The 26,220-nt window shown below is 39.9% G+C and carries 18 protein-coding genes and 1 pseudogene; 7 read left to right on the top strand and 12 right to left on the bottom strand.

Annotated elements, in window-relative coordinates; genetic code table 11:
- Positions 1 to 193 precede the first annotated feature (193 nt).
- The gene (gene nagE, locus EAE92_RS14310) at positions 194 to 1,708 is read right to left on the bottom strand and encodes an N-acetylglucosamine-specific PTS transporter subunit IIBC (protein WP_214068555.1); all 1,515 of its coding nucleotides are present in this window, start codon (positions 1,706 to 1,708) and stop codon (positions 194 to 196) included.
- A gap of 356 nt (positions 1,709 to 2,064) precedes the next feature.
- The gene (locus tag EAE92_RS14305; protein ID WP_214068554.1) at positions 2,065 to 3,357 is read right to left on the bottom strand and encodes a glycosyltransferase; all 1,293 of its coding nucleotides are present in this window, start codon (positions 3,355 to 3,357) and stop codon (positions 2,065 to 2,067) included.
- A gap of 1,029 nt (positions 3,358 to 4,386) precedes the next feature.
- Here EAE92_RS14305 and glnS point away from each other — a divergent pair.
- Entirely contained in the window at positions 4,387 to 6,054 is a 1,668-nt protein-coding gene (gene glnS / locus EAE92_RS14300) for a glutamine--tRNA ligase (RefSeq protein WP_214068553.1), read from the top strand.
- A gap of 186 nt (positions 6,055 to 6,240) precedes the next feature.
- On the opposite strand, the gene EAE92_RS14295 is transcribed toward glnS, so the two are convergent.
- Positions 6,241 to 7,134, bottom strand: a complete 894-nt coding sequence (locus EAE92_RS14295) for a LysR family transcriptional regulator (protein WP_214068552.1) — start codon at positions 7,132 to 7,134, stop codon at positions 6,241 to 6,243.
- Between the two features lie 445 nt (positions 7,135 to 7,579).
- On the opposite strand from EAE92_RS14295, the gene EAE92_RS14290 reads away from it, so the two are divergent.
- The 4 genes from EAE92_RS14290 to EAE92_RS14275 all read left to right on the top strand — a co-directional run bounded on the left by EAE92_RS14290 (position 7,580) and on the right by EAE92_RS14275 (position 15,592).
- Positions 7,580 to 8,341: an iron-containing redox enzyme family protein gene (locus EAE92_RS14290; protein ID WP_214068551.1), complete on the top strand. Its 762-nt coding sequence runs from the start codon at positions 7,580 to 7,582 to the stop codon at positions 8,339 to 8,341.
- A 1,203-nt stretch (positions 8,342 to 9,544) separates the two neighbouring features.
- Complete coding sequence (locus EAE92_RS14285; protein ID WP_214068550.1) at positions 9,545 to 11,212, top strand: FAD-dependent oxidoreductase; 1,668 nt, start codon at positions 9,545 to 9,547, stop codon at positions 11,210 to 11,212.
- A gap of 444 nt (positions 11,213 to 11,656) precedes the next feature.
- Positions 11,657 to 12,106 (top strand): cupin domain-containing protein, encoded by a 450-nt coding sequence (locus EAE92_RS24660; RefSeq protein WP_214068549.1) that lies wholly within the window; start codon positions 11,657 to 11,659, stop codon positions 12,104 to 12,106.
- An 810-nt stretch (positions 12,107 to 12,916) separates the two neighbouring features.
- Positions 12,917 to 15,592: a beta-N-acetylhexosaminidase gene (locus tag EAE92_RS14275; protein WP_214068548.1), complete on the top strand. Its 2,676-nt coding sequence runs from the start codon at positions 12,917 to 12,919 to the stop codon at positions 15,590 to 15,592.
- Between the two features lie 160 nt (positions 15,593 to 15,752).
- Here EAE92_RS14275 and EAE92_RS14270 read toward each other — a convergent pair whose 3' ends face one another.
- The 9 genes and pseudogenes from EAE92_RS14270 to EAE92_RS14235 all read right to left on the bottom strand — a co-directional run bounded on the left by EAE92_RS14270 (position 15,753) and on the right by EAE92_RS14235 (position 25,035).
- Positions 15,753 to 16,034 (bottom strand): helix-turn-helix domain-containing protein, encoded by a 282-nt coding sequence (locus EAE92_RS14270; RefSeq protein WP_235200973.1) that lies wholly within the window; start codon positions 16,032 to 16,034, stop codon positions 15,753 to 15,755.
- Positions 16,027 to 16,110 (bottom strand): annotated as a pseudogene (locus EAE92_RS25230) (type II toxin-antitoxin system RelE/ParE family toxin); the annotation flags it as partial. The gene EAE92_RS14270 and the pseudogene EAE92_RS25230, both read right to left, overlap by 8 nt.
- Positions 16,111 to 16,331: 221 nt before the next feature.
- Entirely contained in the window at positions 16,332 to 16,778 is a 447-nt protein-coding gene (fur, locus tag EAE92_RS14265) for a ferric iron uptake transcriptional regulator (RefSeq protein ID WP_036776678.1), read from the bottom strand.
- Positions 16,779 to 17,143: 365 nt separating this feature from the next.
- On the bottom strand, positions 17,144 to 17,674 hold the full coding sequence (gene fldA / locus EAE92_RS14260; protein WP_036776677.1) for a flavodoxin FldA: 531 nt from the start codon (positions 17,672 to 17,674) through the stop codon (positions 17,144 to 17,146).
- Positions 17,675 to 17,848: 174 nt separating this feature from the next.
- Entirely contained in the window at positions 17,849 to 18,136 is a 288-nt protein-coding gene (gene ybfE / locus EAE92_RS14255; RefSeq protein ID WP_036776802.1) for a LexA regulated protein, read from the bottom strand.
- A 138-nt stretch (positions 18,137 to 18,274) separates the two neighbouring features.
- On the bottom strand, positions 18,275 to 19,243 hold the full coding sequence (locus EAE92_RS14250) for a GlxA family transcriptional regulator (RefSeq protein ID WP_214068547.1): 969 nt from the start codon (positions 19,241 to 19,243) through the stop codon (positions 18,275 to 18,277).
- A gap of 191 nt (positions 19,244 to 19,434) precedes the next feature.
- Complete coding sequence (locus EAE92_RS14245; RefSeq protein WP_214068546.1) at positions 19,435 to 21,579, bottom strand: type I secretion system permease/ATPase; 2,145 nt, start codon at positions 21,577 to 21,579, stop codon at positions 19,435 to 19,437.
- Positions 21,580 to 21,581: 2 nt separating this feature from the next.
- Positions 21,582 to 22,937 carry an HlyD family type I secretion periplasmic adaptor subunit gene (locus EAE92_RS14240; RefSeq protein ID WP_214068545.1) on the bottom strand — a complete coding sequence of 452 codons (1,356 nt, stop codon included), beginning with the start codon at positions 22,935 to 22,937 and terminating at the stop codon, positions 21,582 to 21,584.
- Positions 22,930 to 25,035 carry a peptidase domain-containing ABC transporter gene (locus tag EAE92_RS14235; RefSeq protein WP_214068544.1) on the bottom strand — a complete coding sequence of 702 codons (2,106 nt, stop codon included), beginning with the start codon at positions 25,033 to 25,035 and terminating at the stop codon, positions 22,930 to 22,932. Before EAE92_RS14235 ends, EAE92_RS14240 begins: the two co-directional genes overlap by 8 nt.
- A gap of 324 nt (positions 25,036 to 25,359) precedes the next feature.
- Here EAE92_RS14235 and rtxH point away from each other — a divergent pair, with 324 nt between their 5' ends.
- Both rtxH and rtxC read left to right on the top strand, forming a co-directional pair.
- Positions 25,360 to 25,710 (top strand): protein RtxH, encoded by a 351-nt coding sequence (gene rtxH / locus EAE92_RS14230; protein ID WP_046395516.1) that lies wholly within the window; start codon positions 25,360 to 25,362, stop codon positions 25,708 to 25,710.
- A 21-nt stretch (positions 25,711 to 25,731) separates the two neighbouring features.
- A complete protein-coding gene (rtxC, locus tag EAE92_RS14225; RefSeq protein WP_214068543.1) occupies positions 25,732 to 26,193 on the top strand; it encodes an RTX toxin-activating lysine-acyltransferase RtxC in 462 nt (153 codons plus the stop codon).
- Positions 26,194 to 26,220: the final 27 nt, after the last annotated feature.

Raw genomic sequence — 26,220 nt, 5'->3', positions numbered from 1 at the left:
TTGGTATGAGCAGAGATATGCTGTACCTCAAAGATATTTTTTATCTTAAAATAAGATGTAAAGAATAGCCAGAGAATTAATAGAAAAAGTTATGAATTTTACGGTTTTTGTCACTTATTAAGCCACCTTATTTTTCAAGAAAAATAAAAGGGAACGAGAGATGAGTTCCCCTTTAAATTCAAGGCGTTTTTAGCTATGACCTTTTGTTTGGCCTATCTGAATGTAGTTGAGTGCGTATCTGCCCGGCAATACTTTCTGCTTGGGGACCCAATACAACTTGAACGCTCTGTTTACCTATTTTCAGGACGCCTTTTGCACCTAATTGTTTTAACCGGTGTTCATCCAATTGTGTATTGTCTTCAACGGTTAAGCGAAGACGGGTAATGCAGGCGTCTACTGTACGAATATTTTGTGCGCCGCCAAGAGCGGTAATGTAATGTTGGATTGTTTCGTTATCTTGGGCGGCAGAGATCGCTTGAGTTGTCTCTCCAATTTCACGGCCTGGGGTACGTAAGTTGAAAATACGAATCATGAGGGTGAAACAAACAAAATACAGCACAAAGAACAAGGCGATTAATGGGATTAACAACCACGGCTTGGTTGCCAGACCCCAGCTCAATACAAGGTCAATTAATCCGGCGGAGAATCCAAAACCATGCAGAATACCCAATGAATTGACGATAACCATGCTAACGCCAGCCAATATTGCATGCAGAACATATAAAGCTGGCGCCAGGAATAAGAATGAGAATTCTATTGGTTCAGTTATACCGGTTAAGAATGCTGTCAACGCGACGGATAATAACATCCCGCCAATCTGAGGACGACGTTCCTTTGGCGCTGCGAAATACATTGCCAGCGCTGCGCCGGGCAAACCGCCCATAAAGATGGGATAAGCCCAGGCCATGTAAACTCCGGCATGTGGATCGCCGGCAAAGAAACGGTTCAAGTCGCCGCGGCTCATATCGGTGGCGATTTGGGTAATGGTTGAGCCATCAATACCTGGAACCGCTGCGCCAATGGTCAGAGAACGGACAACATCCGGCGCCAGGCAGATATTATGTACAGAGCTGGCTAAATCATAAGTAATTTTCAGACAGTCACCCAGACTAAACCAGAAAACAGAGTGCAGAATATAGTGCAAACCAAATGGAATGAGAGAGCGGTTAAGTACACCATAAGTAAACCATCCGACCATGCCGCTCTTTGATACTAACAGACTGAAAGAATCAATACCGTGCTGGACATATGGCCAGACATAGCCACATATCCATGCAATGAACAGACAAATAATGCCTGTCATGATAGGGACTAATCGCTTGCCTGCGAAGAAAGCAAGAAACTCTGGCAAGCGTGTATCTGAAAAACGGTTATAACAGTGACCGGCAACAATACCTGAGATAATGCCGGCGAAAAAAGACATATTGATAGTCGAGTCTATGACTGATGTGGCTTTAGTGAGTACTAAAAAGCCAACTACACCTGCCAGTGCGGCAGCGCCGGCATTATCTTTTGCTAAGCCTACTGCGATACCTAATGCAAATAGCAGTGGCAGGTTTTCGAAAATACCACCGCCAGCGCTGGCGATGAAAGGAATATTAAATACATCGGGTTGGCCGAAACGTAGCAAAAGCGCGGCTACGGGAAGCGTGGCAATGGGAAGCATCAATGCTTTTCCCAATCGCTGCAAGTAGTTGAATATACCCATAATGCTTACCTTAGTTGTAGGATGTTTTATTGAAAAAATAGCTCGCTATGAACAACAGCAATACAACTTATTTTTAGTTGAAAAATAATAAAAAGCTACACATAAATGAGTAATTGTGATCACTGTAGCGATATTGTTTAAAATTGCATAAATTAAGTCATGTGTAGTAAACGGATGCAAGTTTTCAATTGAATTAACATAGTGATTTATTTGATTTTATGGTTTTTAGCTATCGAAATAGATTGAGTGACATGAAACTTGATGATGAAAAACAGATAAATTAATAAGAGTTTTAGGAATGGGCATCTGTATGTGCCCATTGATTTAGTGGATAGTCTAAGTGTTATAATTAGACATTAAGAGACAGAGTTTTGGTTTGATATATAACTTATTGAGATCTCTTCCCATGCTTTTTCCATGCTATCTTCGAAGTATGCCTTTGAAATTAAAGATCTTATGTATTGTAACTGTTGACTAGTGGTAAATAGATTTTTTTCGTATATTGATATTATTTTCTCAGTAAGAGAATCTATATTATATGTAAATTTATACTCTGAAGAGAAATAAGAAGCTGCTTCAATTAAATTTAAATTGGGTAAGATTGTGCATACGCCATTTAATGCCGCCTCTAATGGTGTAATGCCAAGAGTTTCATAGCGTGATGTACATACAAAAATAGATTTGTTTTTTATGCTATTGAAAACGCTGAATAACTCTGTTTGGGATAACTTATGTGATATAAAAAACTGTGACTGATATCTGGGGGGAACCATAGATATCAATTTATTCCTTCTGATATTTTTGCTCTCTTCATCGCCTGCAATGAAAACTTTAACAGGAATACCTTTACCCAGTAAATCAACTGCTGAATTGATTAATAGTTCTATATTTTTAAAACAATCTAATCTGGCTGCCGCAGTAAACAACAATAATTCATTTTTATTAATTTTGATAAAATCATTAATATATTTATTTTCTATGTTAAATTCAGTATCTTCTTCAAAGAAAATAGGTGGGCTAATGTTTTTTATATTGTCTGGTTTTATTCCTTTTTTGAGTAAAAAATCACCTTGTAATTTTGAATGTTGGAAAATAAAATATTTTTTATCAATTAATGTCTCAATACCCTTCATTTGTTGAATATTAAGATGTTGAGCCTTATTTTTATTTTCAAAAGCATCATATGTCTTTTCCAGAGAATAGTGTTGCTGAAAGTCTTCTACGAAAGGGCCATGATGCGTTATACAACAAGGTATATGAGGAGGGTGATAGGATAATAATGTATCTGTTTGATAATAAACTATTGCAGGAACTGCCGGATCATTTTTTATTGATAATATTGAGATACATTTTTCCAGCATATTTCTTATGTCTAAAATTTCCATAGAGAAATTAAAAAAGATATTTATACATTTTATATCTTTAATTATATCTTCGGTTATTTTAGGTGAAACTAATGATTCATCTCTTTTGTAGAGTATAAAACCAGAAAGTAAGTTTCTTTTTATAAAATAATCAGCAACTTTTAGTGCGAATGATGTCGCTCCAACTTTGAAACCAGAATGATAATCATTTGATATGTAGTTGCCATTAATAACTATTACTGCTGGTGCTACTACTACTTTCTTGCTTGATATTATATTTGGCATTTTTATTTCCCTTAGGGTGTTTTATTAAATAAATGAAATTATTGAGCATTGTTTTCATGTGTTAATTTTTTAAGTTTAATATTCAGAATGATTAGGATTAATTAAGTGTATCACACTATACTTGGATAGTTTTATTATAGATAAGATACCCGGTAATATTATTACCTTAATAATAAATTGCAAAGTATTTTATTGTTTATTTACGACGATTTAAACATTAAAATGCGTGTATGTAACGTAACTCTTTATTATTCTTTAGTTTATTTTATTGGCTTGATTATAAATTTATTTTCAAACAAATACCCATTAGAGATAGTGGTGTAATAGAGATAAAGTCATGATGGTGAAATACTAAATCATCAGAGTTGATTATGAGATTAATTTATTGTTATTTTTGGGTTTTTATATATAAAAATTTAATTTATAATGTCATTAATGATGTTTCAATCGTAAATTTGATATGTATAATTATTTTTTATATTTACAGAGTGAAAATATCAATTAACACGTGATTTAGATATTTAAATTATAGATTTATGTTTATTTTATCAAATAGTTATTTATGAAAAACATAGTGTCAATTATTTATTCTTTAAAATTGGATGGTTGTTATTAGGTAATATTTTTATAGTTGAGTGAAGTATTGATTGAAAATGGTCTCATTGGTTATTTCATACCGTAATTACTCAATTCGCCTTCATTTTCACGGATAATTATAAATAAAGCGTGTTGCATTGTTGACTGTGCCATTGTTGAGTGTTTTTTCGATCTTAAGAAAGGTCTATTCGTAACTAATTGCTATACATAAGATTGTGGGAGAATGGATAAATGAGCTTAAATTGTTAAATATCATGCTTATTTTTCAGTAAAAAATTATAAAAACAGCTCCTAATTTGGCAGAGAGTCGTTTTTTCGCTCCAACTTTGTACTGAATCGCCATTTTACATGAACAAACGGTTGTTTCTCAGCACTGCTTGTTGGATTATAGGCGGTTATGTGACGCGTTTTTGCATTATTGAGGTATAAGAAATGAGTGAGGCAGACGCCCGCCCGACAAACTTTATTCGTCAGATAATTGACGAAGATTTGGCAACTGGTAAACATACATCGGTACATACTCGCTTTCCACCTGAACCCAATGGTTATCTGCATATTGGTCATGCGAAATCTATCTGCCTGAACTTTGGTGTCGCAAAAGACTATCAGGGTCAGTGTAATCTGCGTTTTGATGATACCAACCCAGTAAAGGAAGATGTTGAATACGTCGATTCTATTAAAAATGACGTTCAGTGGTTAGGTTTTGGGTGGAGTGGCGATATTCGCTACTCTTCTAATTATTTCGATACGCTGTATCAATATGCTATTGAATTGATCAACAAAGGTCTGGCTTACGTTGATCAATTGAGTCCAGAAGAGATACGTGAATATCGTGGCACGTTGAAAGAGCCGGGTAAAAACAGCCCATATCGTGACCGCACTGTTGAAGAAAATTTGGTGTTGTTCGAAAAAATGCGTGCCGGTGAATTTGACGAAGGTAAAGCTTGTCTACGCGCCAAAATTGATATGGCATCACCTTTCATTGTGATGCGTGATCCAGTTTTGTACCGTATTAAATTTGCAGAACATCATCAGTGCGGTGACAAGTGGTGCATCTACCCAATGTACGATTTTACTCACTGTATTTCTGATGCCCTTGAAGGCATTACACATTCGCTGTGTACGCTGGAGTTCCAGGATAACCGCCGCCTGTACGACTGGGTGCTGGAAAACATCACTATTGATTGTCACCCGCGTCAGTATGAATTCTCGCGCTTGAATCTTGAATACACAGTCATGTCTAAGCGTAAGCTAAATCTGTTGGTGACAGATAAGATTGTTGAAGGTTGGGATGATCCCCGTATGCCAACGATCTCTGGCTTGCGTCGTCGTGGTTATACTGCCGCGTCTATTCGTGAATTCTGTCGTCGTATTGGTGTCACTAAGCAGGACAACAATGTGGAAATGGCAGCATTGGAATCTTGTATCCGTGATGATCTGAACGAAAATGCCCCTCGCGCAATGGCTGTTCTCGATCCGGTCAGATTAGTGATCGAAAATATGCCGGAAGGGGAGCAGATTTTGAGTATGCCTAATCATCCGAACAAACCGGAGATGGGCAGCCGTGAAGTGCCATTTAGCCGTGAGATCTATATTGACCGGGCGGATTTCCGTGAAGAAGCGAACCGTCAATATAAGCGTCTGGTATTAGGTAAAGAAGTCCGTCTGCGTAACGCTTATATCATTAAAGCGGAGCGTGTTGAGAAAGATGCTGACGATAATATCACGACGATCTATTGCAGCTACGATGATCAAACGTTGAATAAAGATCCAGCGGATGGCCGGAAAGTGAAAGGTGTTATTCATTGGGTTAGCGCGGCTCATGCGGTTTCTGCGGAGTTCCGCCTATATGATCGTCTATTCAGCGTACCCAACCCAGGGGCGGAAGATGATTTTCTGGCGACAATTAACCCAGAATCACTGGTGATCCGTCAGGGCTTTGTTGAGCCAAGTTTAGCTGATGCTGAGTCAGAACAAACTTACCAGTTTGAACGTGAAGGTTATTTCTGCGCTGATTGTTGTCATTCCAGTGCAGAAAATTTGGTATTTAACCGTACCGTTGGTCTGCGTGATACCTGGGCAAAAATTTCTCAGGATTAATTAAGATAATGAACTGTACCTCACAAGTTGGACGCTTAATCCAGCATGAGGTGCAGTTTTTTTGTGGCTAAATTTGTTATTACTAGAGAAAATTAAGTTATGGGTAAACGAGTTATCAGGATTACAAGATAAAACCAAAAGTATCAATTCATACGTCAATACCTCTATAAGTTGTTGGTAACTATTTTATTTATCTTTTGGGAATAAATTATCTGCCATGAAATCGACAAACACCCTGACTTTAGGTAATACCCAACGGTTAGATGGCCAGAGAACACGGAAGGTACTTGAAGTACCCGCCCATTTATCCAGAATGGTTAACAATGCACCGCTAGCTAAAGCTTGTTTAACGGTAAAATCAGGCAAACAGGCGATGCCGTGGCCTTGGATTGCCATGTGTAGCAATGTTTCGACATGATTGCTAGTGATCTTTGCCTGAAGATGGATGTCTACTTCGGATGTTCCTGAGCACAGAGGCCATTTCTCTAACAGGCCGGTAGTTGGAAAACGGTGCATCAAGCAGGCGTGGTGCAATAACTCTCCGGGATGTGATGGTTTACCGTGTTGTTTAAAGTAGCCTGGAGCGCCAACATAGACAAAACGGCTAGACCCTATACGTTTATTCATAAGTCGCGAATCGTTGAGTTCTCCAGTGCGAACCACTGCGTCGAACCCTTCATCGATAACATCAACTAATCGATCACTAAAATCCAGTTCTAACTCTATCTGTGGGTAACAAGTGGCAAAAGCGGATAATACAGGTAGCATCAGGTTACTGAGCGATGGCAAACTCACTCGCAGGCGGCCTTGAGGGGCAGAGATGGAGCTTAATAGTTCATGCTCCGCAGTGGAAATCTCGTCCAGGATACGTTTACAGCGCTCAAGGAACAGTGTGCCTTCAGCCGTCAAACTGACGCTACGGGTGCTGCGTTGGAGCAGGCGGACACCTAATTTCTCTTCTAATCGAGATATGCTTTTACTAACGGACGAAGGAGAAAGTCCGAGTTGCCTGGCTGCTGTCGCGAAGCTACGAGCTTCGGCTACATGGATGAAGATTATAAATCCACTCAAATTATTCATTTGGGTCTCCTAGGCTTTTTTAGGTCACGATTGGTGACAAGAGAGTCACTTCAGAAGTGATTTTAGGTCTATTTATCCACTATTAGCGAATCTGTAGTATGAAATAAAATTCATTCTGCTTTAGCTGCCATATAGCGATGAACCGCACATATTTAAGGCTGAGAATCGAAATGGTCGTGAAAACCAAAATAGATACGGGATCAGTGTAAATAAAATTTCACTCGTCTTGTCTTATGGCCGCGGCCATCCTTTTGAATACAGTGCATGATGGAAGCACAGTAGAGCTGAGTTGGGCCATTAACATCTATATTCTTGCCTACGGTATTGCGACAATCTGTGCTAACAGACTGATAGGATTGCATAAACATAGAACGACTATTTTTGGCTTGAGAAGAGCCTATATGTCATCTATTTCATCGGTTGAATGTTACTAAAAGGGTTTATTATGGAACTCGCTATCAACACTCAAAACAAACTTAGAAAAGAAACCGGTTATTTTTTATCTCCACTATGGGAAGACGTTTTCTCTAAAGAGTTATTGGAGGAGCTTAATGCGAATGTATTTCTGGTCGCTTGCCGCTCTGGACAGGTGGACCAGAGTTTATTAAGAAAGTTTATGATCCAGCACCATCATTATTCACAATATTTCACCCGCTATCTCTGTTCATTGATGGGAGGTTTAGCAGACCAAAAAGATTTTGTGTTGCTTTCTCACAATTTGTTGGAAGAGCTAACAGGAACCGATGCTGCAAAGATATCTCACGCAGAGTTATATAAAAAGGCGATGGCAGCTATTAACGCTGTTCCTAAAAGTGATCCGATTCTTAACAGCACTCAGCAACTGATTGATGCTATGTTTCGCCACTGCCGCAGTGATGATTCTCTAAGAGGGCTTGCGGCACTGTGTTTAGGAGCTGAGGCAATCGTGCCTTTGGTTTATGGCCCAATTTTGGATGCCTTGCAATTCATAAAGGCACCTGATGATGCGTTGCATTTCTTTAGAATTCATGTTGAAGAAGATGAAGATCATGCCATTGCGATGAGGAAAATTATTGATCGGATGGTTGAAGAGAAACCTTACCGGAGGGTGGATGTTATTGCCGTGGGTGAAGAAATGGTGCGTTTTCGCATTGCGATGCTTAATGAACTATATCAAAGCAATATTGGGGTAAATACAGATGTAACGCTTTTATCCGAATGTGATTGAGATACTTTGCGTCATAATGACATGTGTAGCAAAAGTACTTGATATGGTTTCTAGTGGTGAAATATCAGCATAAAATGTTGATAGCTATATTTCTGGCGAAAGAAACAATAAAAGCATTTGTAATCATATATAATGTAATAATTATTGGGTTGAATTCATATGATGTCAAAAATAAAAATCGAAATTAGTCATTGTCGATTTTATTTAATGAAAATTAACTTTAAATGTAAATATTGTTTGGTGAAAAATCATGTAACTAGTATTGGAAAAGTCTGAGAAGAAATACTATATTAGAGAATGTGTGGTTGTTGTGAATAGCTTTGATCAAAATTCCTACGAGGACGATAAGTAAAGTTCTGAAACATAAGTTAAGGAGTATTTCTGCTAAAATTCTTGATAAATATTAAAGAAATAAAAAATTTCATATAGGATTCTAAAAACCGCTAATTACATATCCAATAATTAGAATTGATTATAAATAAAATAACATATTGTGAATTGAGTTTTTCATGAAAATGCTGTTGTCAAAGTTGTAAAAAAGTTGATTCTTGTTGAATCTCCCGATGTCTCTGAGTTTGAACGTATGGAGCGGTTCTTTAACATTCACAAAGATGTGTTCCCACCAACTCATTTTCAGTCCACCGGTATTCTTACTAAGAATTTGAGATATCTCTTTTTGAGAATTAGGCTACAGAGTAAGAGTTATTGTTTCCACGATAGCATTAGAGGAATATTGTCCATTTGTTGTTTCTGATATTGAAGAGACGATGAACTATACCTTGTTTAGTATAATGCGACATAATTCGTTTCTGTGGGAAATGGCGATATATATGAAATATTAGAAAATAGTGAAAACTGGATGCTATTTTTTTGAATTATAATCTTCCGTTTATTCTTGAAAGTGATTTTTTTCGAGAGGAAACTGATTATACGCTTAACAATCCAGAAGATATAACATATAAATGTTTTCTTAAGAAAGTAACAAAGTAAGTATCCCAATTGATAGGGAAAGAGGCTTATGGGGGTTAGCTGTTAGGGAAATAAAGTAATGTTTAATGAATAATTCATAAAGCATGATTATAACTATTTTTTATATGAAGAGAGAAGAAAAGACGATAATTCACAAACATACAAAAATTTTTAACTGATATCTTTGGGACTGAAATGTTTATTGCTATAAATCATTATTAAGGAGAATATATTTTGACTTCGGAAAATATTTCTGTATCACCTGTTGCCATCGTTGGTGGTGGACCCGTTGGCCTAATGTTAGCTTTATTCTTGGATTTATATGGTATTCGTTCCGTTATCTTTAATTTGGAGGAAGAAACTCGATGGCAACCTAAAGGCAGTACCCATAGTGCCCGTATTATGGAGCATTATCGTCGTGTAGGTATATCTCAGCCTATTCGGTCATTAGGATTGCCAAAAGAGTTCCCTTTGGATGCGTCATATTTTACCAAGTTTAATGGGTGGGAACTTGCACGGATCTCCTTACCGTCGGAAATGCAGAAAATGGCTATGCGCGACAATGCGACTTCGACAGATCAGGTACCAGAACCCATATTACGTGTAAATCAAATGTATGTTGAACGGTTTTTGTTACAACATGCAAGGAGTCGTCCGAATATTACAATAAGATATGGTTGGCGTGTTAAAGATTTTATCCAGTATCAAGACAAAGTAAAACTTTATGCGGAGCATGTTGATGGAAAATATGCTAATGAAGTCTGGCAGGCGGCATATATGGTTGGGTGCGATGGCGGGCAGAGCTTTGTTCGATCTAAGCTTGGTATCGCATACGAAGGAACAGTTGAAGCTAAGGCAGGTTTTCTAACAGGTGGAATGGTTTCCAGCTATATCCGTGTTCCTGGAATTCATCAAGGATTATTACGAGACAAAAAATCCTTGATGTACCATATTATCTCACCCGGGAAGCATATGTTATTTATCTGCTTAGACGGTGAAGATGATTTTTTATTTGTGACCCAAAGTAAAGATGGGAAAGTTATCGATGATTCGGAAGTCATTCGCATAGCGCAGGCAGGAATCGGTTCAGATGCTGAGGTATTAGTCCTTGGCAATACGATATGGAAAGGTGGTGTTGCTCTCGTTGCTAATAAATATTCTGAGGGTAGGGTATATTTAGCAGGCGATTCTATTCACTTATTTTCGCCTACTGGTGGTTTTGGCATGCATACGGGGATCGACGATGCTAGCAATTTAGCCTGGAAAATTGTTGCGTCTATAAATGGTTGGGCGGGCAATGCGCTAATGGATTCTTATGAAAGCGAGCGTCGCCCAATTGCATTGAGAAATACTGCCGCTGCACGCTCTTATACCCGGCAGACAGCATCACTATATGTGCCTGAAAATCTGGAAGATGCAGATTCTGCGGGTGGTTTGGCGCGTGAAAAGATTGGTATTGAGCTGAGTAATTTTCGCTGTCAATTTACTTCTATCGGTGTTGAACTTGGTGCTCGATATGATAGTTCTCCTCATATTATTAATAGCGATCCAGTACCGGATGATGATTGGCTTAATTATAAACCAAGTAGTGTACCCGGGGGGAGATTGCCGCACTTATGGCTTACACCTATTCCTGGCGCCAGGGTATCTCTGTTCGATATTTTAGGTACCGGATTTAGTTTGCTGCGGATAGGATCTCATTTTCCAGATATATCTGAATTATTAGCTCAAGCATATCAACGTAAGATTCCGGTCAAGATTGTTGATCTTCCCGGTCATGATGCTTGGCGATTATATCAAACCAGGCTCCTATTAGTGCGCCCTGACCAATATATTGCTTGGAGAGGTGATAAGGTTCCTGACAATATAGGTTCAATATTGGATAAAATTGTCGGCAGGTAACGGACCTTCTGGTAATGTCGATAGGACTAATATAATTGTCATAGCAAAGCATTGATGGTTATTTGGTGTGCATATAAAAAATTAGCGAACAATCGAAATATCATTGGGGTTTGGTGTTAGCGTATTAAGAGAGGTGCGCCTGTGGAACGGGTGGTTGGGTGTATAGAACGATAATATAGTTCAACCATCACTGTTATTACGCAGAATAATATAGTTAATTTTATTAAAAATATTTATCGGTAATTTTGATGGAATCTCTTGCACTTTTGTCAGAACTAATAGATATATACCCTAAAGATTTCAAGATGCATCGCGACGGCAAGGGAGTGAATCCCCGGGAGCATAGGCAGAAATGGTGCCTAAGATATTTGTAAGATGAAATATTTCGGGTGTTATTTCAGAATGCAAATTTTACAATAAACTACAATATTGGAGGTAATTATAGTGAAAGAAACGTTTTTCTCATCTGGAGACTTTGGCAAAGTTCCCGGAGAATTAATTGAAGATAAGCCTGCTAAATTGATTCATGAAGATGTATTGAATTCTGAATTGAGTCAAGATTTGAATTTCTCACATGAAAGGCGCCATAAAGTGGCTATGGTTAATTTACCCAGTAAAGTTCTCAGTATGACTCTGGGAGGATTACAACCTGGACAATCAACCCGTAAACACAGACACAGCTATGAAACCATAATATATATTGTTGATGGTGAGGGGTATTCACTCATTGGTGAACAACATGTTTCATGGAAAGCCGGTGATGCGATATATGTGCCTGTGTGGGCATGGCATCAACATGTTAACAGTAGTGCTATTGATGAAGTATTCTATATTGCATGTGAGAATGCGCCAATGTTGCAAAACTTAGGTCTTGCTGTTCGTGAAGAGCTTTAAATTCAAGTAAATATAGGTTGTATAGATTGTATTTAAAAACAGAGAATGATTTAACCGGGATAAAAGCTTATATAGCAATATCCCGGTATTTTATATGTATTAATTATCTTAACCGAATCTTTAACGCCATTTCTAATGTTTTATAAGATATTGACGGTTATGTGCTGAATGAGGGTGATGATAATTATTTATAATTTAATTTTGATAAAAATATGGATTTCATATCAATTACTACATTTTTAATTAAGTTGAATTATGATTGTTTAATTATTCTCTATAATAAAAAACAAATCACAATTGGTAGTTTATTTTTTTAAATATTATCATGGGTAAATAATTTTATATCTATTTTAGTTGGAAAATATTTGTATTAATTAATCTATTTTTTAGTGCGCTTTTCATATTGTTAATCTTTCGTTTTTGTATTATTTTTTATTTTTATATCAATGATGTATATAGATTTCATTGTGTTTATTTGTAATGTGTTCTCTGTCATATTTTACAAAAAATCCCTTTTTTTTCATTGATAATTTATGATGTGAAAAATAATCTTTATAGATGCTGATTAAGTGACTTTAATTTTATTTCTTAATGTAAGGTTTTTATATTTTATAAATCGATTTACATTTTTGACAGTAATTTTATGGTTACATATGGCGCAAGATTGGCATTTATTTTTCCGAAGTGAGAAAGAGATTAAATTCAACGTCATCATATTATTTATTGTCTTCTCATGGCTCGTTGTTGTCGCTCTTAGGTTTCTGAGCAGCGACTTACCTTACATAACTTTTGTGTTTGAAAGAGGTAATAATGAAGAAATTTAAATTGCATACATTAGCAGCACTGACTGCGACAGTTGGACTTATAGGCTCTGTATATGCTTCCCAAACAGCTCAACAAGTGGTTGATGCGCTGAGTCAATTAAAAGTTAATTATAAGGTTGTTGATAATCAGGCGGGAGATCACGGCGTTAACTGTGCGGTATTGGGGGCGGATTGGGCTAAATGTAATCGAGTGGATATTACTTTAACCAATGGTAATCAGGCGATTGACTCTTCTGACTGGGCGATTTATTTCCACAGTATCCGCCAAGTTCTGAGTGTGGATAATGAACAGTTCAAAATCACACGTATCACGGGCGATTTACATAGACTGGAGCCAACCGAAAAATTCACCGGCATTAAAGTTAATGAGCAGGTAAAACTGCCGCTTATTGGAGAATATTGGCAGATTTACAGCACTGATTTTTTACCTCGCTGGTATGCGACGTCGGGTGACGCTAAACCTAAAGTACTTGTTAATACGGATACAGAAGATCTGAGCCAATTTTTATCTGCTTTTACCGGCGATCAGTGGAAACGCACGCAGACAGATAACAATATTCTGATGACGCCGGAAAATCGTTATATGAAAAATTTGCAGGTCAAAAAGGTTGGATCAGAAAAATTGCGTGGGCAAATTATCCCGACACCAAAAGAGGTTCAGATTTTTACCGAGGATGTTGATTTATCTGGCGGAGTGAGACTGGAATTAGGCGGTTTAAATGACGAGGCAGTTATTCTTGTCAGAAAGCGTTTTACTGATCAAGGAATTAAGTTAGAGAATAGTGGCTATTCCGTTGCGACCCAGATTGTCTCTTCCGATTTTACCGGAGATTGGCAGGTTAAAGGGGCTTACCGGCTGAATGTTACCCAGAATGGGGCGCAAATTGTTGCTTTCGACCAATCAGGGGTGTTTTACGGTCTTCAATCTCTGTTGTCATTAATTCCTGTTGATGGCGATAGGAAGATTGCTACTTTGGCGGCAAAAGATGCCCCCCGCTTTGAATATCGTGGGGTTCTCCTTGATGTAGGGCGTAATTTTCACAGTAAACAGGCTGTTCTGCGTTTGCTTGACCAAATGGCAAGTTACAAGTTGAATAAATTCCATATTCATCTGACTGACGATGAAGGTTGGCGTTTGGAAATTCCTGGATTACCTGAGTTGACGGAAGTCGGCAGCCAGCGGTGTCATGATTTAAGCGAAACTAAATGTTTGTTGCCACAACTGGGTTCAGGTCCTGATAACAACAATATGGGTAGCGGATATTTCAGCCGTCAAGACTATATTGATATTCTGAAATATGCCAAAGCGCGTTATATCGACGTTATTCCTGAAATTGATATGCCAGCCCATGCTCGTGCCGCCGTTGTTTCTATGGAAGCTCGCTATAAGAAATTGATCGCTCAGGGGAATGTGAAAGGAGCGAATGAGTATCGTTTGCTGGACCCAACGGATACCACCAGAGCAACCTCTGTTCAGCTCTATGATCGTCGCAGTTATTTAAATCCGTGTATGGATTCTTCAAAACGGTTTGTCGAGAAAGTCATAGGTGAAATTGCCGCTATGCATAAAGCTGCTGGCTCACCATTGGAGACTTGGCATTTCGGCGGAGATGAAGCGAAGAATATCCGTTTAGGAGATGGATTCCAGGACAAAAATGGTCCTATCGTACCGGGTAAGGGCATCATCGATAAAAGTGCGGAAGATAAACCGTGGTCTAAATCTCAGGTTTGTCAGAAGTGGATAGAACAGGGTGTTGTGAAAGATATTGATCATATTGCCAGTTATTTCGCAATTGAAGTAAGCAAAATTGTGAACGCTAATGGTATCGAGAAGATGCAGGCGTGGCAGGATGGTTTAAAACATGCTGGCAGCGCTAAAGAGTTTGCCACTAAACGCGTTGGGGTGAATTTCTGGGACACTCTCTACGATGGCGGTTTTGATTCAGTCAATGATTGGGCAAATAAGGGCTATGAAGTGGTGATATCTAATCCAGATTATATTTATCTGGATATGCCATATGAAGTTCATCCACAAGAACGTGGCTATTATTGGGCGGCCCGTTTTAACGATGAAGCTAAGATCTTTAGTTTTGCGCCTAATAACATGCCGCAAAATGCTGAAACTTCCGTTGACCGTGATGGTAATGCATTCCGTGCGAAAAGTGATAAACCGTGGCCGGGCGCTTATGGGCTTTCAGGTCAAGGATGGAGTGAAACGGTTCGTACTGATGAGCAGATGGAATATATGATTTATCCGCGCTTGTTGCCGCTGGCAGAACGAGCATGGCACCGGGCCGGTTGGGAACTGGATTATGTTCCGGGTCAGACATATAAGCGGGGAGAAACGTATAAAGTCGATATAGATGCGCTTAGTCGTGACTGGACTCGATTCGCTAACCTGATAGGGCAACGTGAACTGAGTAAACTGGATAAAGCTGGAATTGCTTACCGTCTACCGGTTCCGGGGGCTAAGGTAAAACGTGGCATTTTGCGGGCTAATGTTGCTCTGCCTGGATTGGTCATTCAGTATTCGACTGATGGCGGTCGTAACTGGGAAGTTTATAACAACCATAAACGCCCAAGAGTGAGAGGTGATGTGTTAATCCGTTCTGTCAGCCCGGATGGTAAACGTTACAGCCGAATTGATAACGTAAGGGCATGATAATGTTGTAGCAAGAGGGGAACCCTGATGGGTTCCTCAATGACTAAAAAATAAACCTGATCTTTTGAATAAGGTTTGCTCTCTACTACCCTCCTAATGCTAACAGTCCAATTAGTATTCGGGAGGGAGAATTCCGCAGATTTGTTAAAGGCGGGTTGTATCACAGAGAAATAGATGGGTGTTCAATTCCACAAGCCTGAGCATACCTTGCCAGTGTATCAATAGAGGCTCTGGTTACATTCTTTTCCATGCGTGATACGGTTGAGGGTGTTACACCCAAGATCTTTGCAAGGTCAGCTCGGGTTAATCCCGCGCTGGTTCGCCATTGTTCCAGCGTATTCTGAAGGCGTTCTTTGCGAAGCTCTGCTTCATAGGCCGCTTTAAACGCTGGATCTTCCATCATTTCGGCCATTATCTGAGTATGCGTTTTGTACTTAGCCATTTAACATTTCCTCTAACCGTTTGAATGCAAGTTCAATTTCACTACGCGGGGTTTTCTGCGTTTTCTTGATGAAAATTCAGATGTAATGCCTGCCGATAGTAACACCACAAAATATCAAGAAGATAGCGCTGCTAATTGCAACGTTTTGGTGTTGTTATGTTTGGATGTGGGAGTGACTCCCGTGTAGCCAAGGTAAAATTGAGGTGTAGTTCATTTTAAGCGAGATTTGTTAGCGGTTTGGGGAACCCTGGCGGGTTCCCCTCTAGGTAGATAAAAAATTAGCGGTTCAGGCGTGAATCACTTCTCGTCATGTGCACTACTATCTTCGCGGCAATTACCGGCGGAGCAGTGACCATATAAATAAAGGCTGTGGTTTGAAAGTTTAATCCCATAACGCTCAGCAATATTCTTCTGGCGTCTTTCAATATATTTGTCACTGAATTCAATGACTTTACCACAGTCCAGGCAGATTAAATGGTCGTGGTGGTGTTGTTGAGTGAGTTCAAAAACCGATTTGCCGCCCTCAAAGTTGTGACGGGTGACAATTCCGGCATCATCAAACTGATTCAACACGCGGTAGACAGTAGCAAGTCCAATCTCTTCACCGTTATCAATCAGTTTTTTGTAGAGATCTTCCGCACTGACATGGTGGTATTCAGGCTCCTGTAACACTTCCAGTATTTTCAATCGAGGAAGTGTAACTTTAAGTCCAGCATCTTTTAATGCTTTGTTGTTGTCGGTCATGCGGATTCAGTCCTGTTACTCAGTAAAGTGAACTTAGCGATACTTCAAAAAGTACCAGTTAGTTATCAGATTATGATTATAGGCATGGCTAGTGAAAATGAAAACCACGTTAACTTGAACTTTCATTATACATTTTGCCAGAATAATCATTTATAAAACGCAGGAATAACCTTACTATTTATCATGTTTAGGATATTTTTTGCCATTCTTCGTAATAAAAAGCGGATTTAAGCAGTGTTTTGATAAAAACAACAGCCTTTGAACGCGATCCCACAGGGCGAGTGAAGCGAGTTACTTCTCACCTACCGTGGGTTCACTATTGATAAGAAATGGCCTGCACCAATTGCGCTTAATGGGATAGGTCGCTATCCTGCAAGAATTTCTGACAAACTCAGCTCTTCGTAGATCTGTTTCGTCCAGGCATTAACACGCTCTTCTGTTAATTCTGGTTGGCGGTCTTCATCAATAGCAAGCCCGATAAAATGGTTATCATCAGCCAGACCTTTTGATTCTTCGAAGTGATAGCCCTCAGTTGGCCAATGACCAACAATAATGGCGCCGCGGGGTTCAATGATGTCACGGATAGTTCCCATAGCATCACAGAAATATTCCGCGTAATCTTCCTGATCGCCACAACCGAAAAGAGCGACCAACTTCCCTTCAAAATCGATCTCTTCCAGAGTAGGGAAGAAATCATCCCAGTCGCACTGCGCTTCGCCGTAGTACCAGGTAGGGATGCCGAGTAGCAGAATATCGAACTGTTCGATATCTTCTTTGCTGCTTTTGGCAATATCATGGACTTCTGCAATGTCGGAACCCAGAATTTTTTGGATCTTTTTGGCAATATTTTCTGTGTTGCCGGTATCGCTGCCGAAAAATATACCTATAATTGCCATAGGATAATATAACCTCTTGTTTTATTTGTGTATTTCTGTATGAGATATACGTATAAAATGTTAAAAATCAGTGAAAAAGGTACTGATTGTATTAATAAAAAAACAAAATCCTATTTTGACTAAACAGTCAGGACAATTCTGTCAAGTTTGTGTGATTTCGTGCCTTCAATGCTATCAAGTCGCGATGTTGCTTTCTGCTAACTGGGCCAGCAAAATTTGCTCGATGAGTTCACTGCGGCTGATGTTGCGTTGCTGTGCAAGAAAGTTAAGCGCATCTACTGCATCAGCATTTATTTTCAGTTCCACACGACGCAGACCGCGCACCTTATCACGGCGAAGTTGGTTACGTTTGTTGACTCTGAGTTGTTCATCCCTGGAAAGTGGGTTGGTTTTTGGGCGCCCCGGTCTGCGTTCATTTGCGAACAAATCCAGAGTGGTGCGATCCATTTGTTCTTTTGCCATAAATTCAATTAATAAAGGGCGTATACCATAAAATATAGCACGCCATGATACCCCAGCTTCTAGTGTATCGCTACTGCCTGACAAAGATAAAAGCGGCGTCATTGCTTATCCGTAAAGGATTGTGATTGAGTTTCCGTTTTAGCGGTGCTGGTATTTTCTGCGGTACTCTATTGGTGTTAACCCATTAAGTTTCTTGAATAACTCTCTGAAATAACGGGTATCTTCGTAGCCAACTTCATGGCTGATCTCTTCTATAGTCTTATTCGATTTTTCTAACCGGCATTTCGCCAGAGATAATCGAATCTGTTGGATATATTGAATAGGCGTCTGGCCGGTTGCAGTCTTAAAACGCCGCTTCATCTGTCTTTCACACAGATGAATTTTATCGGCCAAATTACCAACTGATAATCGGTCCGATGGGGCAGAATGCATCCAGTCTTGTAGTTTGTGGATTAATGTATCTGAATGTTGGCGATAGGGGACAAAACTTGCGAGAGTGTGCGAAGGGAGACCTTCCATATCGCCAAATATAAGCTGACTACAGGTTTCCCGGGTATTTTGACCATATATCTGCTCAACAATGTGCATCATGACATCATTGTATTCATAGGTGCCAGAAGTACAAAAGATATTGTTATCTCTGGTGACTTTTATTTCCGAGTGTAACTGTACTTGTGGAAACATATCCTTAAATAAGTTGGTAAACAGCCAGTGGGTGGTGGCTTTACGGTTATTGAGTAAATTAGCTTTAGCCAGGATAAATGAACCAGAGCAAATAGAGACGATAGGGATATTTTTTTGTTCCATCATTTGCAGCCAATCTAAGGTTTCTTGATTGCAAGAATCGAGATCGTTGTAGGGGAGCCCGATTGCTCCCACCAAGACAATATCTGTTTGTTTAATTTCTCCTATGAGTTTATTGGGCTTTAGCCGAACACCGCCTAGCCCGATAACATCTTGATTATCTTGGGTAATGATATTGATTTCTGGTTCCGGTGCTCCGGCTAAGTGAGCGGCGGTGGTTAAAATTTCTATCGGGCCGGTAATCGAAGTTAGAGATCCTCCTGAAAATGCCAAAGCGCTTAACGAAACTGGATTCCTATCCATAAGAGTTCTCCAACTTAAAAGTTAAGATGTAAAAAGATGTTTGATTTATCTAACATATTAATAACTGAGAGTTACAGTTTAAATAATTTATTTACATTTTGTTAATTTATTGAACAAATAAATAAAAATAGACTCATTTTGAGTCAAAATTTATGCTTTCCTCTTCTTAAGAAATTAAGCTGAATGTCAATTCAGCTTTCACCAATTTGTTGATGCCATAAATGGGCGTATAGGCCGTCTTGTTGAAGTAGTTGATCATGTGAGTCAAATTCGACAATTTGCCCTTGATCTAACACGCAAATTTTGTCGGCATGACGAATCGTGTTGAGCCGGTGAGCAATGCTAATAACCGTTCTGTTACGGCATATTTCATCCATATTTGCCATGATTGCGGCTTCAGACTCATAATCTAATGCTGAGGTGGCTTCATCGAGGATAAGAATAGTCGGGTTGACCAAGAGTGCTCTTGCTAATGCGATGCGCTGCCTTTGACCACCAGAGAGATTAACCCCTTTTTCCCCGACCGGATGAGTAAAACCGTGAGGAAGCGATTGGATAAATTCAATGGCGCCAGATAATTCAGCGGCGCGATAGACTTCTGCATCAGTGGCGTTGGGTTTACATAGTCGGATGTTATCAATGATGCTGCCGGAAAAGAGGATACTTTCCTGGAGCACAACGCTCATATTGCGGCGTAAAGAGACCGGATCGGCAATAGCCAGATCCATCCCATCAATTAGCACTTGTCCATGTTGAGGTACATATAGCCTTTGTAGTAAACGGGCGAGCGTACTTTTACCTGAACCCGATGGTCCGGTTATACCAATAAATTGACCCGATTTTATTGACAACGATAAATTTGCCAGAACCTCCGGTGTGTCGTCATGATAGCGGAAACGAATGTTTCTGAATTCAATCTGACCTGCCAGCTCAGGTACGGAAGCTAACCCTTGTTTACTATTCTCCATTGGTTCATCAAGAATATCCCCCACACGTTTCAGAGCGATTAACGTATGCTGAAAATCTTGCCAAACCTGTGCCAGCCGGAGAATAGGTTGGGTGACATGTCCGGCCAGCATATTAAAAGCGATAAGTTGTCCCGGCGTCAGTTCACCACGTAAAACTTCTGTCACTCCCCACCATAAAAGGATTGCGGCGGTAAATTTTTGGACAAAATCGATGCCTTGCCCGGCAATTAAACCGCTTTTCCGTGCCGTAAAGTTTTTAGTTAATTGTTGGCTGAGAATGCGTTGCCACTGATGTAAAAAACGATTTTCAGTCGCGGTGGTTTTGATGGTTTCAATGCCAGTTACAGCTTCGGTCAGAAAGCTCGTTGCATTCGCATCGGTTTCATATTCCGCCTCCACTTTGCGGCGAATAATTGGCCCGGCAATAAGCCAGAATACGAAATAAACAAAGAGTGAGCCAATAACGATCCAGGTCAATATCTTGGCATAGTAAAACATGACGCCAATGAACATGATGACGAAAATCAGATCTAACAGCAGCATCAGGGTAGAACCCGTCAAAAACTGGCGGATTTGAGACATTTCTCTGACTCTGGCGATAATCTGCCCGGTTTGCCGCTGCTTAAAATATTGCAGTGGCAAGCTTGTCAGATGGCGATATAGTCGCCCGGAGAGTTCAGAGTTTATCTGGCTTGCCATATGCCCAAACACGGTGTTGCGCATAAAGCTATACAAGGGTTCGGCAAGGGCGATAGCGAGCATAGCCATACCTAATACATGCAGGCTGGATAAACTTCGTCCTACCAATACCTTATCGATGATGTTTTCAAACAGGATCGGGCTGACCAGCGCAAATAATTGCAGAACAATGGCAAATAAAAAGAGATCTCTTATCTGACTTTTCTGGCGAAAAATAGAGGGGTAAAACCAGCCCAGGCCGAATTTGACATGTTTTTTAGTTAATTCCTGATCGGCGATCAACAGAATCTTATAGGCGTGCTCTTTATTATCAGCAGATAAAGAGAGTGACTGCGTTTGTTGCGTCGCAGGATCGAGAACAGTAACATGAGTGTGGCTGACTTCAATCAGTACCCACCATTGCTGTTCCAATTCAATCAGTGCCGGTAAGGGTAACGTTGGCCCTGTATTGGCAGTTAATTGCTCAATTTTACTATGTAGCCCAATAGCGTCGGCGGCTTCGCGGAGTTGTAAATCATTCAAATGTAAAGAATCAAAACCTAGGCTGTGTTGGAGTTGATCGATAGTGGCTGACTTATGAAATTGTTTTCCCACATAGACAATGCAGTCCAGTGCCTGATTATGGGTGTTGTTACCGGAATCGGTAGCAGAAGAGGGTAATATGTTCACGATTATTTCTCCCTCAAGGCTTCAGATTGATACTCTCTGATCGGGCTCAGGAGATAGTCGATAACGCGACGCTGATCAGTTTTGATTTCAGCGACGATTGACATACCGGGGGTAATGTCAACATGCGTATTGTCTATGACGATATTATTGCTTTTGAGGCTTACTTGAGCCGGGAAGACTAATCCCAACTGTTCATCGGTGGTTGAATCTCTGGATATACTCAGCAGTTCGCCATCGATAGTGCCATAACGCGTATAAGGGAAAGCATCTACCTTAACGGTGACTTGTTGCCCCGGATGCACAAATCCGGCGTCTTTATTGAGAATTTGCACCTCTGCCAGTTGCACATTGTCGTCAGGGACGATCACCATTAAGTTTTGCGCTGGTTGCAAAACTGCGCCTAATGTATGCACACTGAGTTGTTGAACGGTTCCTGTTACGGGAGAGCGAATAACTTCAAGTTGTTCTCGCACTTGAGCTTTTGCCAGCTCTTGCTCTAAAACAACCAATTGAACTTCGGCCTGTTTTCTTTTATCAAACCATTCACGCTCTTTTTGAGTTTTCAGGCTATTTAAGCGCTCTTCCAGGCCGATATATTGCGATTGCAGCACATTAAGTTCTGCATTTTGTTGAGTAATCAGACGTTCTGTTTCCAGAAACTCTTTTTCCTGTTCAAGGTATTCAACTTTGCTGATCACCTGTTTTTGACTTAAAGTCTGGCGCGCTTTTAAACGCTGGCTAATATTTTGCCGGAGTTTAGTGAGCGCGTTGATATCGCTTTTCCGTGATTGTTGAGAAGAGAGATTGACGTTCATCTCTGCTTTCAGATTTGTTACGTTCGCTTCATACTCTCTTTTCTCACGGGAGTAATTTTCAACAACTTGTGCTTGTTGAGATACCGGCAATGTTTGAAATAGTGCTTGTTCTTCTGGCGCCTGTTCCTCAGTTAAAGCCTGATAACGAATTTTTTCATGGACTTGATATTCGATCTGCTTGAGTAACCGAGCGATATCTTGATTAACACCGAGTGTGTCCAATGTCAGCAGTGGGGCGTCTTTTGTTACTTGCTGTCCATTCTGAACATGGATAGCTGTCACCCGACTCTGTTCATAAGCTTGAATTATCTGAGAACGACCTGAGACGATCAGACGGCCGGTTGCCGTAGCCTGAACATCCAACTTGCCCAGATAGGCCCAGAGCAAGGCTATGATGACACCGATGCTGAGTGTGATTGCGGTATAGCGAGCGAACGGTGAAGGCGGACGCTGTGATAACGCCAGGTGTGTCGGTAAAAAGTCGTAGTGTCGCGGGCAAGAGCGCCACCGTGTTTTAATTTTGTTCTGAATAACCTTAATCATGGTGAGGCGCCTCCTGCTTCAATTCCTGTTGTAACTGCCAGAGTTTTCGATATTGCTTACCGAAGCTAAGCAATTGAGCGTGAGAGCCTTGTTCGATAATTTCACCCTGTTTAAGAACAATGATGCGATCACAATGACGTACAGTTGAAAGGCGGTGTGCGATGGTAATAACCGTCCTGCCTTGGGCAATTTCCGCCATATTGGATTGAATGAGTGATTGTGATTCATCATCAAGGGCGCTGGTGGCTTCATCAAGAATGAGAATCTTGGGGTTAGCCAGGATAGTCCGGGCAATGGCAAGCCGCTGACGCTGACCGCCGGATAAAGATTGCCCGCCTTCTGCGATAGTTGTGTCATATCCCATTGGGAGCTTGAGAATAAATTCATGAGCGCCCGCTAGTTTGGCCGCTTTAATGACGGCTTCCAGATTGGCATCGGGTTTTGATTGGGCAATATTCTCATATACTGTTTTGTTAAATAAGAAATTTTCTTGCAGAACCACTCCGACTTGCTGCCTGAGTGTTGCAATATTTATATTTTGCAATGGAATCCCATCTAAGGTGATTGCGCCTGTTTCTGGGGTATAAAGGCGGAGTAATAAACGAGCCAACGTACTTTTCCCGCAACCAGAAGCACCCACAATACCGAGGGTTTCTCCGGCTCTGATATGGAGAGTCAATCCCTTAATCGTCGGTGGAATATCAGGCTGATAGCGAAAGACAACATGGTTAAACGAGATCGCCCCTTGCAGTGTGATTTGTTGTTGACCGGATTGCTGTTCGGTTGGCAGGTTTAACATATCTCCTAATTTATCGACGGCTACTCGCGTTCTGATAAATTGTCCCCATAGTTCCACCAATCTGGCTAATGGTTGGGAAGTGTGATTTACCATCATGTTGAAGGCGATCAACTGACCAATGGTCATTTGCAGTGATAAAACCTCTGACGCGCCTAACCAGAGAATCGCTGCATTGGTGACTTTTTGTAGTAGCATCACAATATGGTTTGAACGGTTACTCAGTTGCTGTACCGCATAACTGGTATCCACCATCTTCTCAGTCTGGCGATCCCAACGACGAACGAATCTTGGCTCTACCGCCAGACTTTTTAGGGTTTCAGAACCGGAAACCGTTTCAGTCAGAAAAGAGGTATTTATTGCTGCATGGGTGAACTGTTGTTCAACCGCTTTTTCCATGCGCGGAGTCAGCCACCATGCCAAAATGGCATAAAAAGGGAAGGTAGCGAGAAAAACCCAGGTCAGTGTGCTGGATAACAGCGTCATCACATAGATAAAAATAAACATAAACAGCAGATCGACAGATAAGGTGAACATTGAACCGGTCAGAAATTCTCTGACGGTATTCAGTTCACGCACCCGTGTGACAATTGCTCCTACCTGACGGGATTTAAAAAAGAGTAAAGGCAGCCCGAACAGATGCTGGACCAATTTTAATCCCAATTTGATATCAATACGGTTGGCAGTGTGTGCGTATTGGTATTCGCGCAATCCACGTAACATCACCTCAATGATGCCGGCAATAATTAAGCCAAAGACTAATACATCAAGTGTCGATAACGCTTGATGGATTAAGACCTTATCCATAACCACCTGAATAACTAAAGGTGAAATTAACGCAAGAATCTGTAACACAAAGGAAAATAGCAGTATTTCACCCAAATTTTTCTTTTGTGCCAAGAATTCTGGAATAAACCAACTGATGTTAAATTGCGCTTGTTTCTGTTTGATTTTAATCCATTTTCCATTCCACTCTTTTATTAGCCTTTCTTCGGACCATATTTCGGGATTTTCTTTATCAACCCTCTGTATTAATGAATTTTCTTTATTCGATTTGGCTAAAACAAAAGGTAGCCCATTATTATCAAACAAGATTGCGGGTAAAGGTATGTTATGATGCTTTTTGCTTACGGAATTTTTATTTGAAAGAGATAAGTTAAATTTTTTCTCTATATCCTTTATATAGGAATGGTAACAACCAGAGCTTTTTAAGTTATCAATATCAGTAATATTTTCTTTTCCATTACATATCATCAATATTAATCTTAATGATGCTATGGTCAATTTCTCAATTTCATTCATGAAAAAACATCTTTAAAATTCACAAAAAATATTAATTAAAACAAAATATTATGTTGATTTGTGTGGTATTTAAGTATTGCATTATTATCTTATATTTATTGCCAGTACCAGTGTAGGTAAATGGGACTATATATGGGGGGTAAAAGGACTTTTTGTATATAAATATTGATTTTGAGTTTTGTCTCTATATTATTTATTGATTCATTTACGCTTTAATGTATTTATAGATATACAAACTCAGGATATCCCTGAATTGAATGCTTTTCTTGTTGTAAACATTGCATAGTCTCATTAAAAAATTGTTTATTTTTGGTAAATAAAAATATGTCTGAAAAATTCGTACAAACTATCTCTAGCGTTAATTATAACAAAGGTGTTTTTTCTCTTTATTTCGTTGGTCAAGAGCCAAATCGTATGGCGAATGGGATAATGGCGGAAAATGATAATGAACTTGAATTAAAGCAAGTTATCCATATGCCAGCATCGGGATTTATGTATATGGTTTCGATGGTTAAAAATATGTTGGAAGATCCACGGATGGCGGCTGAATTTGACAAGTTGATTGCAGCAGGATTTTTACCGGCTCCACAAGTAGCCGAAGAACAAATGGCATCAGAATCCATAGTGGGAGAGTCTGATAATGCTAAAAAACGCCCATCTAAAAATACAAAATAAGATCTCATGGTTGATTAGCGCATGGCGATTATACATCAACCAGTGAAACTGAATAACGCAGAAATTCAAGCGATAATTGGAGGGGTCATGTTGCTGAGTCAGCATTCTCCTCTGCATCGGAGATACCTGGTGTCCGAGTGGCAACAGCGTATCTTGCCTGCATTTGAGCTGAATCAGTTTTGCTATTACGAAGATGAACACGGGCATCCGATCGCCTTTTGTAATTGGGCTTTTTTATCTGAGCAGAATCGAGAGGAGCTTCTTTCAGGAGAAAGAGAGCTTACCCACACAGACTGGCGTTCAGGTCCACATATCTTTTTTCCCGAAATGATTGCGCCTTTTGGTCATGGGCGTGCAGTTGCCAGGGATTTGCGCCGCCGTGTCTTTTTGCCGTGGAAAGGTCAGAAAGCGTGTACTGTCCGCGGGAAACTTGATATCCAAAACAACCGTTGTATTCGTCAGGTGCAGTGGTTTTTTGTTTAATTTCTGTATGATTTAAAGGGATTTTTG

This window comes from Photorhabdus hainanensis (assembly GCF_018448965.1).
Lineage (GTDB): Bacteria > Pseudomonadota > Gammaproteobacteria > Enterobacterales > Enterobacteriaceae > Photorhabdus > Photorhabdus akhurstii.
The sequence above is the reverse complement of the archived record's forward strand: the minus strand, read 5'-3'. Positions and strand labels throughout refer to the sequence as shown.

Excerpts from the sequence above, each read along its gene's own strand:
- EAE92_RS14240 (WP_214068545.1), bottom strand. The coding sequence starts at position 22,937 with ATGATTAAGGTTATTCAGAACAAAATTAAAACACGGTGGCGCTCTTGC.
- EAE92_RS14305 (WP_214068554.1), bottom strand. The coding sequence starts at position 3,357 with ATGCCAAATATAATATCAAGCAAGAAAGTAGTAGTAGCACCAGCAGTA.
- EAE92_RS14270 (WP_235200973.1), bottom strand. The coding sequence starts at position 16,034 with ATGGCTAAGTACAAAACGCATACTCAGATAATGGCCGAAATGATGGAA.
- rtxH (WP_046395516.1), top strand. The coding sequence starts at position 25,360 with ATGTCTGAAAAATTCGTACAAACTATCTCTAGCGTTAATTATAACAAA.
- rtxC (WP_214068543.1), top strand. The coding sequence starts at position 25,732 with ATGGCGATTATACATCAACCAGTGAAACTGAATAACGCAGAAATTCAA.
- EAE92_RS14235 (WP_214068544.1), bottom strand. The coding sequence starts at position 25,035 with ATGAATGAAATTGAGAAATTGACCATAGCATCATTAAGATTAATATTG.
- ybfE (WP_036776802.1), bottom strand. The coding sequence starts at position 18,136 with ATGGCAAAAGAACAAATGGATCGCACCACTCTGGATTTGTTCGCAAAT.
- EAE92_RS14275 (WP_214068548.1), top strand. The coding sequence starts at position 12,917 with ATGAAGAAATTTAAATTGCATACATTAGCAGCACTGACTGCGACAGTT.
- nagE (WP_214068555.1), bottom strand. The coding sequence starts at position 1,708 with ATGGGTATATTCAACTACTTGCAGCGATTGGGAAAAGCATTGATGCTT.
- EAE92_RS14290 (WP_214068551.1), top strand. The coding sequence starts at position 7,580 with ATGGAACTCGCTATCAACACTCAAAACAAACTTAGAAAAGAAACCGGT.
- glnS (WP_214068553.1), top strand. The coding sequence starts at position 4,387 with ATGAGTGAGGCAGACGCCCGCCCGACAAACTTTATTCGTCAGATAATT.
- EAE92_RS14250 (WP_214068547.1), bottom strand. The coding sequence starts at position 19,243 with ATGGATAGGAATCCAGTTTCGTTAAGCGCTTTGGCATTTTCAGGAGGA.
- fur (WP_036776678.1), bottom strand. The coding sequence starts at position 16,778 with ATGACCGACAACAACAAAGCATTAAAAGATGCTGGACTTAAAGTTACA.
- EAE92_RS14295 (WP_214068552.1), bottom strand. The coding sequence starts at position 7,134 with ATGAATAATTTGAGTGGATTTATAATCTTCATCCATGTAGCCGAAGCT.
- fldA (WP_036776677.1), bottom strand. The coding sequence starts at position 17,674 with ATGGCAATTATAGGTATATTTTTCGGCAGCGATACCGGCAACACAGAA.